The organism is Kitasatospora sp. NPDC003701 (genome assembly GCF_053587085.1).
Window position 1 is genome coordinate 63,176 of sequence record NZ_JBSFNM010000029.1, and the last position, 19,851, is coordinate 83,026.

The following is a 19,851-nucleotide window of genomic DNA, read 5'->3' on the forward strand; positions in this document are numbered from 1 at the left end:
CGGAAGGCCCGCGTCGGGCCGCTCCCGCACGGCGGACCGACCGGGCCACGGCCCGTGCCGCGCGACGGACGCGGTGCCGGCCGCGTGAAGCCCGTCCTCGGCCGCGGTCGTACGTCTCCCACCACGGTCGCACCGGAGCAGGTCGGACGCGCGGGGGCGTGGCCGCTCCCGGCGGCCGTTCGGCGGACGGCCCCGCCGGACACCTCCCGACCGCGCCGCCGCGACCGGTGCGGCCGCGGTCGCCGCCGGCCGGGCGACTCGCGGAGTCCGGTGCGGGGCGATACACCTTGGAGCGAGGGCCCTCGGCTGTCGGCGAGCCCGGAGCCCACCCCGGGAGGTGACGTCGGTGACGCGAGGCGAGCACGACGGAGGTCCGGCAGCGGCGAACGACGCCGAGCGGGCACTGCTGGACGCCCTGCTCACCCTGTCGCCGGTGGGTCTGCACGTGCTGGACACCGAGCTGCGGGTCGTCCGGATCAACACGGCCACGCCCGCCATGCGGGGCGTCCGCGTGGAGGACCTCCTCGGCCGCCGCTTCACCGAGGTGTACCACCTGGCCGACCCGGTCGAGGCGGAGGCCGTCGCCCGCGGTGTGCTGGAGACCGGCGTCCCCGTCCTGGACCGCATCATCCGGGTCCACCCGCGGCAGGCCCCGGAGGACGAGCACCTCCACTCGATCTCGGCCTTCCGGCTCGCCGACCGCGAGGGCCGGGCCCTCGGACTCGCCATCTCGGTGGTCGACGTCACGGACCGCGAGCGGACCCGCGCCGGCATGGCGCTGCTGGAAGCCGTCCACCGGAGCGTGGGACGGACCCTCGACACCGTGGTGACCTGCCAGGAGCTGGTGGACGTGCTGGTGCCCGGGTTCGCGGACATCGCGGTCGTGGAGGTGGTGGACGCGGTGGTGCGCGGCGAGGACCCGCCGTTCGCCCCGCTCCCCAACGACGTCCCGCTGCGCCGCGTCGCGTTCCGCAGCGGCGCGGACGGGCAGCAGCCGCAGGCGTACCCGGTCGGCGACGTCCGCGCCCTCCCCGCGCCGACCCCGTTCGCCCTGTCCCTGGCGGACCTGGAGCCCCGGAGGGTCACCCTCGGCGGGGACGTGGCCTGGCTGGCGGCCGCCCCGGCGCGCGCCGAGGCGATCCGCACCTCCGGCGCCCACACGCTGATCACCGCGCCACTCGCCCTGCGCGGCACCGTGCTCGGCCTGGTCAGCCTCTACCGCACCGCGCCGACGCCCGCGTTCCGCGAGGACGACCTCGCGGTGGTGCGCCAACTCGCCGACCACGCCGCACTGTGCATCGACAACGCCCACCGCTACACGCGCGAGCACGCCGTCGCGGCGACGCTGGAGCGTCATCTGCTGCCCCGGCGCCTGGTCTCGCACACCGCCCTGGAGACCGCCGTCGCGCCCTTGAGCCCCTCGGGCAGCGGCGGGTGGTACGACACCATCGCGCTGTCCAGTGCCCGTACCGCCCTGGTCGTCGGCGACGTCGCCGGGACGGGCATCAACGCCACCGCCGCCATGGGACAGCTGCGCACGGTCATCCATTCGCTGGCCGCCTTCGACCTCGAACCCGACGAGCTGCTGGCACGCCTGCACGACGCGTCCCGCTTCCTGGCCGCCGAACGGGCCTCGCTCCCCCCGACCGACCCGCTGCACCGCGAGGCGCTGGCGGCGAGCTGCCTGTACGTCGTCCACGACCCGCTGACCCGCCGCTGCACGGCGGCGCGGGCCGGCGCTCTTCCGGGGCCCGTGGTCATCCGTCCCGACGGTGGCGTCGACGTCCCCGACATCCCCGGCGGTCCGCCGCTCGGCGGGGCGGACAGCACTCCGTTCGCCGCCGCGACCTTCGAGCTTCCGGAGGGCAGCGTCCTGTTCCTGGCCGGCGTTCCGGACGCCGCCGAGGATCGGGCCGACCTCCCCGAGGCCCTCCGGGGGGTACGCGCCGGCGCCGACCGGCCGCTGCGGGACCTGTGCGACGACATCCTCTACCGGCTCCGCACGAGCGATCGGGAGCGCGAGACGATCCTGCTCCTCGCCCGCACCCGCGCCTTTCCCGCCGACCGGGTCGCCGTCTGGCCGCTGGAGGCCGCGCCGACGGCCGCCGCCACCGCCCGGCGGCACGTCCGGGCCCGGCTGGAGGCCTGGCGGGTGGACGAGGAGACGGCCTTCAACACCGAGCTCATCGTCAGCGAACTGGTCACCAACGCGGTCCGCTACGGAGAGCCGCCGCTGGAACTGCGGATGATCAACGACCGGATGCTCACCTGCGAGGTCAGCGACAGCAGCCCGGCCGCGCCGCACCTGCGCCATGCCCACACGGTCGACGAGGGCGGGCGCGGGCTGTTCATCGTCTCCCAGCTCGCGCAGCTCTGGGGCACCCGCTTCACGGCCGACGGCAAGACCCTCTGGACCGAGCAGCGGCTCCCGACGCCGCCCGGCTGATTGGACCCCGTCGGGGGCGGCACGAGGTCCGGACGAGACCGGGGTGCGGGCCCGCACCGGCCGCCCGGTCAGGAGGCGTCCTCGTCCACCTCCACGATCACGAGCGTGCCCCGGCTGCCCGCCGCCACGGCGTGCGGGACGCCGGCCGCCACCACGTACAGCTCACCGGGGCCGAGGGGGACGGCGGCGCCCGCGACCAGCAGGTCCATCCGGCCGTCCAGGACGAGCAGCGCCTCGGCGTGCTCGTGCCGCTCCTCCGCGAGCGGCAGTCCGTCCATCCGCAGCACCTTGACGGCGGCGGTGCCCACCCGGCCCAGGACGCGCGAGTGCCAGGCCTGCGGCAGGGCGGCGGCGGTCGCGGGGACGTCGATCCGGTTCATGGCACACCTCTTCCGGCGCGGTCTGCCCGCGCCCGTGGTCAATGGGATGTCCGCACGCTATCGGGGGCGCGGGGCCCGTTGGTCGACCGTTCGGCAAAATCTCCGGGCAGCTGACGGTCCCTCGGGGGCGGGGACTAGCCTGGGACGCATGTTCGTTCTCGAGTTGACCTACACCGCGCCCCTGGACCGTATCGACGCCGTGCTCCCGGAGCACGTGGAGTGGCTGAAGGAGCACTACGAGGCCGGGACCTTCCTCGCCTCGGGCCGCAAGGTCCCCCGCGACGGCGGTGTGATCATCGCCGTGGCCCCGGACCGGGCGGCCGTCGAGGAGATAGCCCGGACCGACCCGTTCAGCCGGGCCGGCCTGGTCGAGTACACCGTCACCGAGTTCCTCGCGACCACCACCGCGCCCGCGCTGGACGCCTACCGCCAGCAGTTGCCCGCCTGATCCCACGACGGCCGCCCGCCCCGGGACCGCGCGGGGCGGGCAGGCGCGTCGCGGGCGGCGTCCTCGTTCGGGTGATGCTCGCGCGGCCCCGGTGACCGCGCCCGGGCGTCACCCCGCCGAGGTCCGGACCCGCACCGGGGCCGGACCTCGGCGGGCGTCACGCCAGGGGCGGCACCTCTTCGGCCAGCCGCCGCACCAGGCGGTCCAGCCAGCCGCGGACGGTGGCCCCGTCGAAGAGGTCGGCGTCGTACTCGGCCAGGCCGGCCAGGCCGCCCCCCTCGGGGGTGAGCATCAGCAGCAGGTCCGACCGGGCGCTGCTGCCGGGGACGTCCTCGACCACGACGTCCAGGCCGGTCAGCTCCAGGACCGGCGCCGGGGTGGTCTGCACGGCGAGCAGCACCTGCGGGAAGGACGGCGGGAGGGCCAGCCCCAGCGCCCGAAGATCCTCCGTGACCAGGCCGAACGGGATGTCCGCCTGGTCGAGCGTGGTCGCCAGGGCCTCGCCCGCCCGGTCGATCAGCGCGGCGAAGCCGCCCGGCGCGCGGCCGGGCAGCCGGACCGGCAGGTTGGTGGTCAGCAGTCCGACCAGCCGCTCGTGCTCCCGGCGCCGCCGGTTGGCGGTCGAGAGCATCACCAAGGTCTCGTCGTCGCCGGTGAGTTCGCCCAGCAGATCGCCCAGGGCGGCCAGCACCACGGCCGCCGGGGTGGTCGAGCGGCGGGCCGCGCACCGGTTCAGCGCCGCGGTGAGCTCGGGCGTCAGCGCGAAGTGCAGCACGCCGCCGTGCCCGGAGCGCCGCTCCGGGCGGGGCCGGTCGGTGGGCAGCGGCACGGTGAGCGGCAGCCCGGTGAGGCGCTCGGCGTAGCGGGCGGTGGCCCGGCGCACCGCCTCGCGGGTCACCACCGTCCGCTCCCAGCAGGCGTGTTCGGTCATCGAGCCGGGCTCGGGCAGGACGGCCAGGTGGTCCCCGTACAGCGCGCCGAGGTCCGCCAGCAGGGTGGCCAGCGACCAGCCGTCCAGCACGATGTGATGGACCGTCAGCAGCAGGACGTGGTGCTCGGGGGCCACCCGCAGCAGCCGGGCCCGCAGCAGGGGCGGTGCGTCGAGGTCGAACGCGGTGGCGGCCTCCGCGCGGGTGGCGGCGGCCACCGCCGCGCCGTCGTCGCCCACCGCGACGACCGGCAGTGGCAGGGCCCCGGGGGCGGGCAGGACCTGCTGGAGCAGGCCGAGGTCGGTCGGCGTGTAGCGGGTGCGCAGGCTGCGGTGGCGGGCCGTCAGCGCGGTCAGGGCCCGTTGCAGGCGGGCGGGGTCGAGCGGACCGCGCAGGGTGATCCGCTGGGTGATGTTCCACAGGCTCGGGTCGGCCACCCGGCCGTGGCTGCGGTGCATCCGGGCCTGCGCGATGCCGGCCGGCGCGGCGGCCTCGGCGGCGCCGTCACCGGTCAGGGTGGCCAGCAGGCGCTGCCGTTCCCCCTTGACCAGGGCGACGAGGTCGGCGTCCATCGCCCCGGGCGGCGCGAGGTACTCGAGCCGGTCGCCCTCGGTGGAGAGCACGACCTCCCGCTCGTCCAGCAGCCGGACGAGCCGCTGCCAGCCGTCGGTCACGGCGGGTCCGGCGGGCGTGGTGGTCACAGCGTCCCCCGCTCGAAGGTCTCGGCCGGCTCGGCGGTGCGGGCGCGGTCGGCCATGCCGCGGATGGTGGGGCGGCGGAAGAAGTCGAGGATGCCGATCTCCAGGCCGGCCTCCTCGCGGACCAGGTTGAGCAGCCGGGTGGCGGCCAGCGAGTGCCCGCCCAGGTCGAAGAAGGAGGTCTCCACGCCCGGCGCGGGGACGTCCAACTCCTTGGCCCAGAGCTGCTGGAGGAGCTGTTCCAGGGCGTCGGCGGGGGCCGTCTCGGCGGCGGCCCCGATCGGTCCGGCCGGCGGCAGCGCGGCGCGGTCCAGCTTGCCGTTGCGGGTCAGCGGTACGTGTTCGACGCGGGCCCAGAGCCGGGGCACCATGTGCTCGGGCAGCCGGTCGGCGAGCTCGTCGCGCAGCTGGGCGAGGCCGGCGTCGGAGGCGGACCCGCCCTCCGTGCTCCCGGCGGTGTCCCCGGCCGGGGCGAGCACGACGTACGCGGCGAGCGCGGTGCCCTGCGGGCCGTGCAGGGCGGCGACGGCGGCGGCCCGCACCCCGGGCAGGGCGCGCAGCACGTTCTCCACCTCGCCGGGTTCGATCCGGTAGCCGCGGATCTTCACCTGCTCGTCGATCCGGCCGAGGAAGTCCAGCGTGCCGTCGGGCCGCAGCCGGCCCAGGTCGCCGGTCCGGTAGCGCAGGCCCTCCGAGGTGGCGACGAAGACGGCGGCGGTCTCCTCGGGGCGGTTCAGGTAGCCGAGGCCGACCGCGTCGCCGAGGATGTGGATCTCGCCCGCCGCGCCGTCCGGCACCGCACGGCCGAGCGGGTCGAGCAGCTGGACGCGGCTGCCCGGCACCGGGCGGCCGATCGGGGCGTGGTCGGGGCCGTCGGCGGACAGTTCGATGCTGGTCATCGCATGGGTCTCGGTGGGCCCGTAGTGGTTGAACAGCCGGCACTGCGGGTTCTCCCGCAGGAACGCGCGCAGCGCCGGGGTGAGCAGCAACTGCTCGCCGCCGGAGACGATCTCGCGCAGGTCGGGCACCGGGGCCTCGGCGAGGGCGCCGAGCAGGCTGGCCAGCGTGGTCTGGGGGAGGTGGATGCGCTCGGTGCGGGTGCGCCGGAGGTACTCGGCCAGCGCGCGGGCGTCGTAGCGGGTCTCCTCGTCGACGAGGACGAGCGTGCCGCCGCCGGCCAGGGCGGTGAGGACCTCCTGGACGGAGACGTCGAACCCGCAGGAGGCGTACTGCAGGGTGCGCAGCGGGCCGTGCTGGTCGGTGTTCCAGTCGACCAGCGACTGCAGGCCGCGGTAGGGCATCAGGACGCCCTTGGGCCGGCCGGTGGTGCCGGAGGTGTAGAGGCAGTACGCGGGCGACTCGGGGTCGGGGTCGACGGCGGCCGGTGCGGGCGGCACCGGGCTGTCGTCGTCGGCCAGGACGACGGGCAGGGCGATGCCGAGGCGGTCGGTGCCGGTGCGGGTGAGCAGGAGCGGCGCGCCGCTGTCGGCGGCGATCAGCCGGCAGCGCTCGGCGCCGTGCACCGGGTCGATCGGCACGTGGACGGCGCCCAGCCGGATCACGGCGAGCAGCGCGGCGACCTGGTCGGTGGAGCGGGGCAGCAGGGTCGCGACGGGGGTGCCGGCGGTGACCCCGGCGGCGGCCAGGCGCGCCGCCAACTGTTCGGTCCGGTCGGTGATCTCGCGGTAGCTGACGGAAACGCCGGCCGGGGTGAGGACGGCGGTGCGGTCGGGGTGTTCGGCGGCCGTGCGGGCCAGCCGCTCGCGCAGCGGTGCGGTGCCGGGCAGGGCGGGGGTGGCCGTCCCGCGGCCACCGGGCAGCAGCGCGGCCACCGGCCGGGCGGGGTCGGCGACGGCGGCGGCGAGCAGCTGCTCGAAGGCGGTCAGCAGGCGCTCGACGGTCTCCCGGTCGAACAGCGCGGTGGCGTACTCGACGTGGCAGCGGATGCCCTCGGGCAGGTTGGTGAGGAAGAGGGTGAGGTCGAAGCCGGCCTTGTCGACGACGTCGTCCAGCGGGCGGGCCTCGACGCCCGGCAGGTCGAGTTCGAACAGTGCGTGGTTCTCGAACTCCACCATCACCTGGAAGAGCGGGTTGCGGCTGGTGTCGCGGGTCGGGTTCAACTCCTGCACCAGCACCTCGAACGGGAGCCGCTGGTGCTCGTAGGCGTCCAGCGCGGTGTTCCGCACCCGGGCGAGCAGCCGCTCGAAGTCCGGCTCCCCGGACAGGTCGAGGCGCAGGGCGAGGGTGTTGACGAAGAACCCGACCAGGTCCTCGGTGCCCTCGTCGCGGTTGGCGACGGGCGTGCCGAGCACGATCTCGTCCTGGCCGCTGAAGCGGTGCAGCACGCCGGCGAAGGCGGTGAGCAGGACCATGAACAGGGTGGAGCGCCGGGAGCGGGCCAGTTCCCGCACCCGGGCGGAGAGTTCGCCGTCGAGCAGGTGGACGAAGGCGCGGCCCCGGCCGTCCGGCAGCGCCGGGCGCGGCCGGTCGGTGGGCAGGGCCAGCACCGGCAGCTCGCCACCGAGGACCGTCCGCCAGTGCTCCAGGCTCGCGGCGTGCGCGCCCTCGGCCACCAGCGCCCGCTCCCGGGCCGCGAACTCGGCGTAGCTGGTGGGCAGCTGCGGGAGCTCGGGGCGGCGGCCGGACCGCACGGCCCGGTAGAGCTCGCCCAGCTCACGGGTGATCACCACGGCGGAGAGGGTGTCGATGACGATGTGGTGCATGGCGAGGACGAGCACATGCCGCTCCCCGCCCAGGCGCAGCAGCCGGGTGCGCAGCAGCGGTCCGGCGGCCAGGTCGAAGCGGTGGGCGCCCTCCTCGGCGACCAGCGCGCGGACGGCCTCCTCGCCGTCCCGGCCGGCCGGGACGTCCTCGGCCACCAGCGGAGTGCCGGCGGCCGGCAGCACCACCTGGTACGGCTCGCCGTCCTGCTCGCGGAAGACGGTGCGCAGCGCCGGGTGCCGTTCGGCCAGGGCGTGCAGGGCGCCGGCCAGGGCGCGGTGGTCGAGCGGCCCGTCCAGGGCGATGGCCTTGACCTCGTTGTAGCGGGAGCTGTCGGGCAGCATCCGGTGCAGGAACCACATCCGCTGCTGGGCGTACGACAGCGGGGCGCGCCGCTCGCGCGGCTGCTGCGCGGTGCGGCGCAGCTCGTCCAGGTGCGGCAGCGCGGCGGCGACCAGGTCGGGGGCGAGGCCGAAGTCGACGAAGGCGGCGATCTCGTCGGCGCCGGCGGCACGCAGCGAGTCCAGCACGTCCTGCACGCTCTCGGGGGTGCCGATCAGCGCGCGCGAGGCGCAGTACCGCTCGTAGGCGCGCTCCAGGACGAACTCCAGGTCCTCCTCCGGGGTGTTCTCGTAGTCCAGCGTGAGGCCGAGGCTGTTGGCGACCTGTCCGAAGAGGGAGAGCGAGGAGCGCAGGTAGCCGCAGAACGGGCGGTAGGCCTGCTCGCGGGCGGTGGCGAGGTCGGCGCCGAGGTAGGTGTGCACCAGCACGACCACGCGTCCGGCCTCCGGGTCCAGGCCGTGCTCGGCCCGGGTGCGCCGGTAGAGGGCGACGTTGGCGGCCAGCTCCTCGACGCTCTGGGTCATCAGGTTGGTGATCACGCCGAGGTCGTGGCGGGCGGCCTCGCGGAAGCTGTCCGGGTTGCCGACGATCGCCGTGTACATCGGCGGCAGCTCCTGGAGCGGCCGCGGGTGCAGGTGCACCTCGATCTCCTCGCCGTTGCCGCTGCGGCCCCGGTAGGGCTCGCCGCGCCACAGCGCCCGGATCGTGTCGACCTGCTGGTGCATCAGCTGCTTGTGGGTGCCGTAGCGGTCGGGGAAGAAGAGGAAGTCGTTGGGGTGCCAGCCGCTGGCGCAGCCCAGGCCCACCCGCCCGCCGGACAGGTTGTCGACCACCGACCACTCCTCGGCGACCCGGACGGGGTGGTGCAGCGGCAGTACGGCGCAGCCCGCGTTCAGCCGGACGCGCTCGGTCTCCCGGGCGAGGGCGGCGGCCAGCACCGAGGGGTTGGGGAAGATGCCGCCGAAGGAGTGGAAGTGCCGTTCGGGCAGCCAGACGGCGTGGAAGCCGTTGCGGTCGGCGAACCGGGCGCTCTCCAGGACGATCCGGTAGCGGTCCTCGGGCCGGGTGTCGAGCGGGTAGTCGCCGAAGAAGTAGAGGCTGAAGTCGACCTTGCGGTCCGGGTCACCGGCGGGTGCGGGTTCCGGTGTCGGAGCCTGCGGCTCCGACTGCGCTGCCGGCAGCGGCAGTTCGCGGCGCGGCGCGGGGACGGCCGGGACGGCGACCGGGCGGGTGGAGGGGAAGTGGGTGGAGGGGAAGCGGGTGGAGGGGAAGAAGCCGCCGCGCCGCATGTCCCGCAGGGACGATCGGACGGCGTCGGCCACGAACTCGATGTCGCCGTCGGAGTGCGCGGTGGAGAGGAAGAAGTTGCGCCACTCCCAGACGTAGACGCCCTTGACCAGCAGGTGGTGGAAGAGCAGCTCCATGTCGGCGCGCGGCTCGAAGCGGAAGAGCGAGCCGAAGTGCGCCAGCCGCAGCGGGAACTCCTCCTCCTCGAAGAAGCCGTTGAGGGAGGCGGCCAGCTCCCCGGTGCGGGCGTTCAGCCGCTCCTGCAGGGCCGGCCCCTGCTCCTTGAAGTGCCGCAGCACGGCGCGGCAGGCGGCCATCGACAGCGGGTGCTGGATGTAGGTGCCGCCGAAGAAGGTGGTGTCGTTCGGCGGGTAACTGGCGTCCCCGTACTGCCAGAAGCCGCCGTCGATGCCGTCCATCACGGCGGCCCGCCCCGCGATGGCGCCGATCGGGAAGCCGCCGCCGAGCACCTTGCCGTACGTCGACAGGTCGGGCTCCACACCCCAGAAGCCGCGGGCACCGCGCAGGTGCGGGCGGAAGCCGGTGAGCATCTCGTCGAAGACCAGCACGATGCCGCGGCGCGTGGTGAGCTCGCGCAGCTCGCGCACGAACTCGGCCGGCTGCCGGGAGGGGTGGCGGCTCTGCACCGGCTCGACGAGCACGGCGGCGATCCGGTCGCCCAGCTCGTCGATGACCCGCAGGCTCTCCGGGTCCCCGTAGGGGAGGACGACCAGGTCGGCGACCGCGCTGCCGGGGATGCCGATCGACACCGGTACCGTCTCGCGCTCGGCCCCGTGGCCCACCGGGCGGCCCAGCGTGTGGTCGAAGTGCCCGTGGTACGAGCCCTCGAACATCACGATCTTGTCCCGCCCGGTGTACGCCCGGGCCAGCCGGATCGCCCCGGCGTTGGCCTCCGTCCCGGAGTTGGCGAACGCGACGCGCTCGGTGCCGGTCAGCTCCGCCAGCAGCTCGGCGGCCTCGCCGGTCTCCTCGCCGCGCGGGCCCAGCCGCAGCCCGCCGGCCAGGTGCTCGCGGACGGCCTCCTGGACGAAGGCGGGCTCATGGCCGAAGAGCAGCACCCCGAAGCCCATCGTGATGTCGACGTAGGAGTTGCCGTCGACGTCCTCCAGGCGCGAGCCCTGCGCCCGGCGGGCCGCGAGCGGGTAGAGCATCTCCTTGGTCGCCGAACGGAACCCGACCACGGCCCGGCTGTCGGCGAGCACCCGGCGGTGGCGCTGGGTGAGGGCCTTGGAGGCGGCGGTGCGGGCGGTGAACCGCTCGACCAACTCGTCCAGGTGGGCGCGCTGTTCACCGGTCAGGCCGCCGCCGGACATCCCGGAGTCCCGGGACACCGTGACGCGCGGGCCGTGCACCTGCGGCGCGGGGGCGGCGTGGGCTGGAGCGGCGTGGGCCGGTGCGGCGTGGGCGGGAGCGGTGTGGGCCGGTGCGGGCTGCGCCGGGACGGGCTGTGCCGTCACAGCGGCGGGCCGTGCAGGCGCGGCGGGCAGGGCCTGCGCGGCGGGGAGGGCCGGTGCGGCGGGGGTGCCGGCGAGCAGGCCGAGCTGGTCGGTCATCAGCTGGGAGAACTGGCTCATCAGGGCGAGCTGGCGCTCGATCACCGCACCGGCCCCGCCCGGCGCCGACGCGGCGGCAGGGGCCACGGCGGCCGGCGGTGCCACCGGGACCGGGGCGGCGGGCACGGCCGGCGGGCCGACGGGGGCCGGGCCGAGGGCGGCCGGCTGGACCGGCGCCGGTGCGGGCACGGCGACCGGCTCGGGTACGGTCGGCGCCATCGTGACAGCCGGAACCGCGGCCGCAACCTCAGCGGGTACCGCAGCAGGCACCGGAACCGGCACCGCCTCGGGCGCGGGCACCAGGCCCGCCAGCGCCTCGGCACTCATCCGCCCCGCGATCAGCCCGGCCAGCCGCGCCGGGGTGTCCGCGTCCTCGAACAGCTCACGCATCGGGACCCGTACCCCGAAGGCCCGCTCCAGGTCCCGGATCATGTTGATCATCGACAGCGAGTCGGCCCCGAGGTCGAAGAACGGATCCTCGGCACCCACCGCCTCCTCGGCGACGCCGAGCTGACGCGCGGTCTGCGCCACGACCCGGCTCAGGACCAGGCCGGCCGCCTGCTCCACCGGGTCCGGCGTGGGGGTGTCGGTCATGACGTGCTCCTCCAGAACAGTGCGGTCAGGTTCGGCTACGGCTACGGGTGCGGCCGCGGCGCCCGGGTGGGCTCCGGTCACGGGCGGCGGTACGGGCCCGGCGTCGCTCCCGGGCGGCGTGAACCAGTGGTACGTGCGCTGGAACGGCCGGCCCGGCAGCGGTACGCGCCGCGCGGCGCCGTCCGGCCGGTGCCGGGCGGCCGCGGCCGCCGCCCAGTCCACCGGCACCCCGTGCGTCCACAGCGTGCCGAGTGCGGTGAGCAGTTGGCGCTCCGGCCCGCGTCCGCGCCGGCCGCTCGGCACGAACACCGCCCGCGCGAGTTCGCGCCGGCCCAGCCCGCTCAGCGTGTGGTGCGGACCGACCTCCAGGAACAGGCCGTGGCCGAGCCCGTCCAGCGTGGCGAGCACCCGGTCGAAGCGCGCGGTCTCCCGGGTCTGGCGGACGAAGTGCCCGGGCTCGGGCACGGTGCCGGGGGCCAGCACCACGCCGTCGAGGTTGCTCACCAGCGGTAGCCGCAGCGGGCGCAGGGCGAGCTGTTCCAGCCGGGCCCGGAAGGGCTCCAGCACCGGCTCCATCAGCCGGGAGTGGAACGCCCGGTCGGCGGCCAGCCGCTCGGTCTCCACGCCCTCCAGGGCCAGGACCGCCTCCGCCGCGGCCACGTCCCCGGGCCGCCCGGCCAGCACGCACTGCCCGGAGCCGTTGACCACGGCCAGGTCCACCCCGGGCAGCCACTCGGCGAGCGCGCCCAGCCGTTCGGCGGACGCGGTGGCCACCGTCATCGCCCCGGGCTCGGTCGAGCGGTGCATCAGCCGCCCGCGCACCCCCGCCAGGAAGAGCCCGTCGGCGAGTGAGAACGCCCCGGCCGCGTAGGCCGCCGCGTACTCGCCCGCGCTGTGCCCCGCCACCGCGGCCGGCCGCAGCCCGAACTCCTCCCAGAGCGCGGTGTACGCGGCTTGTACGGCGAACAGCGCCGGTTGCGCGGCCTCGGTGCTCCAGGCCGGCTCCTCGCCGTCGGGGGCCGGTTCCAGCAGCAGGGGCAGCAGCGCCTCCCCCCAGGCTTCGCGGTGCAGCCGGTCGCAGGTGTCCAGCACCTCCCGGAACACCGGGTACGCCTGGTACAGCCCGGCGGCCATGCCCCGGTACTGCGCGCCCTGCCCGGTGTACAGCAGGACGGGCGCCGCTGTGCCGCGCCCGGCGTCGCGTGCCGAGTGCGCCGGGCCGGAGGTGCGCCCGGCGACGAACGCGGCGAGCGTCTCGGCGAGTTCGGCGGGCCCGGAGCCGGTGGCGACGAGCCGGTGGCGCAGCGGGCGGCGGCCCGCGCCGAGGGTGAGCAGCAGGTCGGCCGGGCGGGGCGGCGCCTCGCCGCGCAGCCGGTCGAGCACGGCGGCCGCGAGCCCGGTCAGTGCCTGCGGGCTGCGGGCGGACAGCGGCAGCAGGGCGACCGGCGGCTCAAGGGCGTCGGCGGCGGCCGGTCCGTCCGCCCGGGCGGCCGGCGCCTCCTCCAGGACGAGGTGGGCGTTGGTGCCGCCGACGCCCAGCGCGCTGACCCCGGCCCGGCGCGGGGAATCCCCGGCGGCCCAGTCCGTGAGCCCGGTGGGGAGCACGAAGGGGCTGCCGTCCAGGCCGAGCGCCGGGTTGGGCCGGGTCAGGTGGGCCAGTGGCGGGATCGTCCGGTGGCGCAGCGCGAGGACGGCCTTGATCAGGCCCGCCATCCCGGCGCAGGTGTCCAGGTGGCCGATGTTCGGCTTGACCGAGCCGAGGGCGCAGAAGCCCACCGCCTCGGTGCGGGCCCGGAAGGCGCGGGTGAGGGCCTGGACCTCGATCGGGTCGCCGAGCGGGGTGCCGGTGCCGTGCGCCTCGATGTAGCCGATGCTGTCGGCCGGCACGCCCGCCACGTCCAGGGCACGGCCGACCACGGCGGCCTGGCCGTCCAGGCTGGGCGCGGTGTAACCGACCTTGCCCGCACCGTCGTTGTTGACGGCGGAGCCGAGGATGACGGCGTGTACCGTGTCGCCGTCGGCCAGCGCCCGGTCGAGGCGCTTGAGCAGGACGGCGGCGACGCCGTTGCCGCCGACGGTGCCGCCGGCCCGCTCGTCGAAGGCCCGGCAGACGCCGTCGGGCGCCAGGATCGAGCCCTCCTGGTAGCGGTAGCCGGCGGCCTGCGGGATGTGCAGGGCGGCGGCGCCCGCGAGGGCGAGGTCGCTGTCCCCGGTCAGCAGGGACTGGACGGCCAGGTGCACGGCGACCAGCGAGGTGGAGCAGGCGGTCTGCACGCCGACGGCGGGGCCGGTGAGGCCGAGCCGGTAGGCGACCCGGGTGGCGGCGAAGTCGGCCTGGTTGCCGATCGCGACCTGCAGCGCCTCCACCGGCCGCGCCGGGTCGGCGGCCGTGCCGACGGCGTGCTGGAGGTAGGTGCGCAGCGAGTACAGCGTCATTCCGGTGCCGGCGAAGACCCCGACCCGGGTGTCGGGCGCGGTGTCGCCGTAGCCGCCGTCGTCCAGGGCGCGGGCGCAGGTCTCCAGCAGCAGCCGCTGCTGGGGGTCCATCAGGGCGGCCTCGGCGGCGCTGATCCCGAAGGCCTCGGCGTCGAAGTGGCCGATGTCGGCGATCGGTGCGGTGACCGGGACGAAGTCCGGGTGGGTGTACTCCTCGGGCCGGATGCCGGCGGCGGCGAGCTGCTCGGGGGTGTACCGGGTGGTGCTGACCACGCCGTCCACGATGTTGCGCCAGTACTGCTCGGGGGTGTCCGCGCCGGGCAGGCGCAGGGCCAGGCCGATCACCGCCACCCGCCGGTCGGCGGGCACCACCTGCGCGGTGTCGGGCGCGGTGCGCACCCGCTCCTCCGGGCCGCCGGCCAGGTGGGCCGCCAGCGCGTCCACGGTGGGGTGGCGGAACAGTGCGGTCGGCCCGAGCCCCGGCGCGGGACCGGCCGTGAGTGCGGCGTGGACCCGCATCAACTGCACCGATCCGAGGCCGAGTTCGTGGAAGGCCCGGTCGGGGTCGACCGGCTCGCCGAGGACGGCTTCGAAGGTGTCCAGCACGGCCCGGCGCAGCTCGGTCGGCGCGGGCGCCGCCGCGACGGGCCGGCGGGCCGCCCCGGTGGCGGGCGGCTCGTCCGCCTCGGCCAGCAGCCGCGGCTCGCCCGCCAGCATCCGGCGGCGGGCGGCGGGGCGGGTGGTGTCGGGGCCGGCGTAGTAGTGACCGGGCGGGGCCGCCAGCAGCGCGGTGGCCAGCTGCCGGCCCTGCGCGGCGTCGAACACGGCGATCCCGCGCTCGGCGGCGGCCTCGTCGTGGGCGGTCTCCCGGTTCATCCCGACCCCGCGCCACAGGCCCCAGGAGACCGTCCAGGCGGGCACCCGGTGCTCCCGGCGCAGCCGCTCCGCGGCCGCCTCCAGATAGCGGTTGGCGGCCGCGTACCCGGCCGAGCCGACCACCTCCTGGAAACCGATCATCGAGGAGTAGCCGACGAACTGGGCGCCGGGGCGGGCCGCCACCAGCTCGGCCAGCGCGTCGGTGCCCGCGGTCTTGGCCCGGACGGCCTGCTGCCACTGCTCGGGGCCGAGCTCCTCCAGCAGGCCGATCCGGTAGTCGCCGGCCAGGTGCAGGACGCCCTCCAGCGGTGCGCCCCAGGCCTGTTCGGCCTCGGCCACGGCGGCCGTCAGGGCGGCGCGGTCGGTCACGTCCGCCGTCCGGTACTCGACCCGGCCGCCGGCCCGGACCAGCCGTTCCAGTGCGGCGCGCCGGTGGGCCGCCGCCGGCCCGTCCGCGTACGGGTCGGTGCGCCCGACCAGCAGCAGGTGCGGGCCGTGCCGGCGGAGCAGCTCCGGGAGCAGCTCGCCGGCGAGCCCGCCCAGCCCGCCGGTCACCAGCCAGCGGGCGCCGGGGGAGAGCAGCGTGCAGGCCGGCGCGGTGGCGTCCGGCGGGGCGAGCGGGCCGAGCCGGGGCACGTACGCGCGCCCGTCGCGCCAGGCGGCCTCGGGCTCGCGCCGCGGGTCGGCGAGGAAGGCCAGCACGGCCTGCGGGTCCGGCGGCGCCCCGGCGGGCAGGTCGAGGTGGCGGGCACCGGCGAGCAGCTGCTCGGCCCGGACCCCGGCGGTGAGGGCGGCGGTCAGCGCGGCGACCGGGCGCGGTACGTCGCCGTCGGCGAGGGTGTGCAGGCCGGCGCTGACGGTGGTGAGTTCGACGGCGCCCGGTCCGCGCTCGCCGTAGCGGTGGGCGAGCGCGCGGGCCAGCCCGAGCAGGGCCTCGCCGCACAGCGCCGCGTCCGGCTCGGTGGCCTGCGCCCACAGGTGCAGGACCCGCCGCGGGCGGCGGCCGGCGGCCTCCAGGTCGGCCAGCAGCCGAGGCCAGCCGTCGGAGCGCCGCTGGTCGAGCGCGTAGCCGTCGCCGACCCGGGCGTAGGAGTCCGCCTGGGCGGCCTGGACGGCGCCCGGCAGCAGGGCGGCGAGCGCGTCCGACAGCGTGCCGGGCCCGACGGGACCGAGCAGCAGGACGGTCTCCGGCGGCACCGGGGCGGGGGCGGCCGGCGCGGGCCGGGGCTCCCAGACCGGGCGGCGCACGATGTCCGGCAGGGTGCGGGCGTTGCCCTCGGCGAGGTCCAGCCGGGCGATCAGCGGGTCGAGGTCCCCGGCGAGCAGCCGGGCGCGGATCGCGGTGCGTTGGATCTTGCCGCTGGTGGTGCGGGGGAAGTCGGCGGCGGGCACCGGGAGCACCAGTGCGGCGGAGAGCCCGAAGCGCTCGGCCAGCGCGGCCCGCACGGCGCCGGCCACCCGGTGCGGCTCGCCCGCCTCCGGGGCGGTCACCAGGAAGACCGCCAACTGCTCGCTGCCGCTGCGCTCGTCGGGCACGCCGCACGCGGCGACGTGGCCGGAGAGCACCCCGTCGACGGCGGAGACCACGTCCTCCAGGTCGTGGCAGAAGTGGTGGACGCCGTTGATGATGATGATCTCCTTGCGGCGGCCGGTGAGGATCACCTCCCCGTCGCGCAGGTAGGCGAGGTCCCCGGTGTCGAACCAGCCGTCGGCGGTGGCGGATTCCCGGTCCGCCCGGGGGTTGTTGAGGTAGCCGGGGGTGACCCGGCCGGAGGAGACCTGCAGGCGTCCGATCCGCAGCTCGGGCAGGACGGCGCCCCGGTCGTCGGCGACCCGCAGCCGCGCCCCGGCGGCCGGCCGGCCCATCGAGAGGAAGCGGGTGGCGGGCTCGGCCGAGCCCTCGGGCAGCGGCCGCAGGGCTCCGGTGAGCGAGTCGGTGGCCAGGACCTGGACGGCGCCGGCCTCGCCGTAGCGCTTGTAGGTGATGACGGTGCAGGTCTCGGCCATGCCCCAGCCGAGCAGCAGGTGTTCGGGCCGCAGCCCGGAGGGGGCCAGCCGGGCCAGGAACTCGTCGGCGACGCTCTCGGTGCACTGCTCGCCCGCGTTGATCAGGGACTTGACGGCCGAGAGGTCCCAGCGCCGCTCGGGGGCGGCCCGCAGCGCCTCGGCGACCAGCCGGTAGCCGAAGTTGGGCGACCAGGAGTGCGCGGCGCGCCGGCGCTCCAGCGTGTCCAGCCACAACAGCGGCTCGGTGAGGACGAGTTCGGTGGGGATGTGGGTCTGGTCGCAGGCCGCCACGACGTCGCGCAGGTGGAACATCAGCAGGCCCGCGACATGGTCGAGCGGCAGCCAGTTGACGGTCGCGTCGCCGGGCGCGTAGCCCTGTTCGCAGGCCCCCGCGACGTACTCCAGGATGCCCCGGTGGCTGACCTGGATGGCCTTGGAGCGCCCGGTGGAGCCGGAGGACAGCTGAAGGATCGCGACGTCCCCGCTCGCGCCGTGCGGTGTGGCGGGCGGCTGCGCGGCGGAGCGGTCGACCGGCACCACCCGCATGCCGGCCGCCCGCGGGTGGAGCGCGCCGATGCCCGCGAGTCCGGCCACCGCCTCACCGGCGGCCAGCACCGGCGGGTGCTCCAGCGTCTCCCAGGCGTTGACCAGCTTCTCCAGGACCGGGCCCGGGTGGTCGTAGCCGGGTGGGCGGGCCACCGTGACGGGCAGCAGGCCGCCCAGCAGGCAGGCCCACAGCGCGGGGAAGTAGTGCTCCAGGTCGGGGACTTGGAGGATCGCTCGATCGCCCGGGCCGAGGCCCGCCGCGGTCAGGGTGCCGAGCACCCGCAGGGCCCGGTCCAGCAGCTCGGGGTAGCGCAGGGTGGCGGTGGTGCCGTCGGCGCGCACCAGGTGCAGGCCGCGTTCGGGGTGGAGCCGGGCGGCGCGCAGCAGGGCGTCGGGCAGGTCGGCGGGGCCGTCGGGCAGCGCCGCCGGAGGGGACCCGACGGCGACGGCCGGCGTGCCGGACGCGGCCTGCGGCTCCGGCCGCGGCTCCGACGCGGGCCCGGTGGCGGGCGCTGCGGCGGCGCCGAACGGGCGCCACCGGGCCGAGAGTTGGCTCAGGTGCCGGCGGCCGGCCCGGGGGTGCTCGTGCGGCTGGTGGGCGGCGGCCAGGGCGGTGGCGTCCGGCGCTCCGTCGGCGGTGCGCGGTATGCCGTCCACCAGCCGGACCTCGGCGCCGGGCGCGTCCTCCAGCAGCTGTGCGGCGGCCCAGCGGCGCAGGCCGGCCCGGTCCCGGTCGTCGGCGGGCACCAGGTAGGCGATCAGTTCGGCGCCGTCCTGCCCGCCGCAGGGGACGAGGGCGCAGTCGGCCAGGCCGGCGTGGTGCAGCAACCGGCCCTCCACCACGTCGAGTCGGGGGCGGGCGGGGCCGTGGACGCTCATACGGGTGGTACCTTCCTGGGCTTCGCGGGCGGGAACGAGGTACGGCGAGCGGGAGCGGAGGTGGTGCGGGGGCGGGCCGGGTACGACGGGCGGGCCGGGCTGCGGCAGGCGGGAGCGCGGTGCGGTGGACGAAGGCGGTGCGCGGCACCGGGTGGGCGCGCCGCAGGCTTCAGGAGTGCAGGGGGAGGGGCGCCGGCTAGCGGTCCGCGGGCACGGGCAACGCGGCCGGTCCGCGCCGCCGCCGGCGGGCGCCGACCCCCACCAGCAGCAGGAACCCGGCGGCCAGCGCGATCGGCACGGCGTGCGAGAAGCCGACCACCGTGAGCGGGCTGAACCGCTCCATCAGCCCGGCGCTGAGCAGCATGCCGACGCCCATCCCGAGGCTCTCGGCACTGGCCACCAGCCCGAACGCCTGGCCGCGCCGGTCGTCGTCGACGGCCTGGATCCGGGTGGTGTAGGAGATCTCGGTGAAGCCGTCCGCGAGGCCGGCGCCGAGCGCGACGACCAGGAAGAGCGGGGTCGGCAGCCCGGTGAAGGCGAGGATGAAGCAGGTCGACATCAGCGCGGTGCCCACCGCGAAGGCCCGTTCGCCGGGCTCCCGGCCGCGTTTGACCAGCAGTCGGGAGACCAGTTGGTGGGCGCCGAGGCTGCCGACCGCCCAGGTGGCCCAGAACAGGCCCAGCACCGCGGCCGGGTTGTCCGGTGACGTCCGGGTGGCGAAGACCGGCAGGCCGATGTTGTGCGCGGCCGAGCCGAAGGCGTCGACCAGCCGGATGGCGACCATCGCGCCGATCACCGGCAGGGTGCGCAGCAGCACCAGTCCGGCCAGGCGCCCGCCCGGCTCCGCGGCCGCCCGCTCCGGGCCGGTGTCGCGCTCGGCCCGGGTGCGCAGCGGCAGCCGCAGCACGACCGTGCCGAACACGACGAAGCTGGCCGCGTCGGTGAGCAGCGCGGCGTGGAAGCCGGCCCAGGCCACCAGTACCCCGGCGGAGGCGAATCCGAGCACCATCGCCGTCGAACGCCCGGTCACCAGTACGCCGTTGGCCCGGGCCCGGTGGTCCGGGCCGACCATCTCGGGCACGCTGCTGCGCAGTGCGACGGCGCTGAGCGTGCCGGCCGCGCCGAAGAGCAGGGCCAGCGGGTAGAGCACCGGGATCCGCAGGTGGTCGGGGACGATCGCGAGCGCCACCAGGCCGGTGGCCTGGGTGAAGGCGCAGCCGACCATCAGCAGGCGGCGGTCGAGCCGGCCGACGACGCGCCCGGCGAGCATGCCGGCGCCGAAGCCGCCGAGCAGGCGCAGCGTCAGATACCCGGCGGTGCCGAGGGCGTTGCCCGCGGCCTCGTAGGCGAAGAGGCTGAGCGCGACCATGTTGAGCTGGCTGCCGTAGCTGGAGACGGCGTCCCCGACGGCGAGCCAGTAGAACGGCCTGGGCAGGGCGCTTGTGGCGGTACCCCGGCTCGGAACGGTGTGATCCCCCACGACGGCTCCATTGCCATGTGACATTTCATCTGGATCCTAGGGCGGCGCCGTCGGCGGGATCAAGGGTTCGACCGCCTGCGGCGCTAAGACCATACGACAGTACGCCGTCAAATCGGACCGGAACGTTCACTTCCGGCCACCCCGGCGGCGGGGCGGCCCGATCGGGCCCACGCGGTGCCTCCGGCCGCTGTCGCCGGGCGGTTCGCGG

General features: G+C 76.3%; 6 protein-coding genes. 2 read left to right on the plus strand and 4 right to left on the minus strand.

The window, feature by feature from the left end; genetic code table 11:
* Positions 1-346: 346 nt before the first annotated feature.
* The gene (locus tag ACWDRR_RS25280) at positions 347-2,446 is read left to right on the plus strand and encodes a SpoIIE family protein phosphatase (protein ID WP_449774487.1); all 2,100 of its coding nucleotides are present in this window, start codon (positions 347-349) and stop codon (positions 2,444-2,446) included.
* Between the two features lie 68 nt (positions 2,447-2,514).
* Here the strand turns inward: ACWDRR_RS25280 and ACWDRR_RS25285 are convergent, their stop codons facing one another.
* Positions 2,515-2,826, minus strand: a complete 312-nt coding sequence (locus ACWDRR_RS25285; RefSeq protein ID WP_449774488.1) for a cupin domain-containing protein — start codon at positions 2,824-2,826, stop codon at positions 2,515-2,517.
* Positions 2,827-2,974: 148 nt separating this feature from the next.
* Between ACWDRR_RS25285 and ACWDRR_RS25290 the strand changes: the two genes are divergently transcribed.
* Entirely contained in the window at positions 2,975-3,274 is a 300-nt protein-coding gene (locus tag ACWDRR_RS25290; RefSeq protein WP_449774489.1) for a YciI family protein, read from the plus strand.
* Positions 3,275-3,431: 157 nt separating this feature from the next.
* Here ACWDRR_RS25290 and ACWDRR_RS25295 read toward each other — a convergent pair whose 3' ends face one another.
* The 3 genes from ACWDRR_RS25295 to ACWDRR_RS25305 form a co-directional block, all read right to left on the minus strand.
* A complete protein-coding gene (locus tag ACWDRR_RS25295) occupies positions 3,432-4,904 on the minus strand; it encodes a condensation domain-containing protein (RefSeq protein ID WP_449774490.1) in 1,473 nt (490 codons plus the stop codon).
* Positions 4,901-18,163 (minus strand): MupA/Atu3671 family FMN-dependent luciferase-like monooxygenase, encoded by a 13,263-nt coding sequence (locus ACWDRR_RS25300; protein ID WP_449774491.1) that lies wholly within the window; start codon positions 18,161-18,163, stop codon positions 4,901-4,903. The genes ACWDRR_RS25295 and ACWDRR_RS25300 overlap by 4 nt, the downstream gene beginning before the upstream one ends.
* Before the next feature lie 196 nt (positions 18,164-18,359).
* Positions 18,360-19,643, minus strand: a complete 1,284-nt coding sequence (locus tag ACWDRR_RS25305; RefSeq protein WP_449774492.1) for an MFS transporter — start codon at positions 19,641-19,643, stop codon at positions 18,360-18,362.
* Positions 19,644-19,851: the final 208 nt, after the last annotated feature.

Bases quoted from the DNA above. Each gene is read 5' to 3' on its own strand.
- ACWDRR_RS25285 (WP_449774488.1), bottom strand. From the start codon at position 2,826: ATGAACCGGATCGACGTCCCCGCGACCGCCGCCGCCCTGCCGCAGGCC.
- ACWDRR_RS25290 (WP_449774489.1), top strand. From the start codon at position 2,975: ATGTTCGTTCTCGAGTTGACCTACACCGCGCCCCTGGACCGTATCGAC.
- ACWDRR_RS25300 (WP_449774491.1), bottom strand. From the start codon at position 18,163: ATGAGCGTCCACGGCCCCGCCCGCCCCCGACTCGACGTGGTGGAGGGC.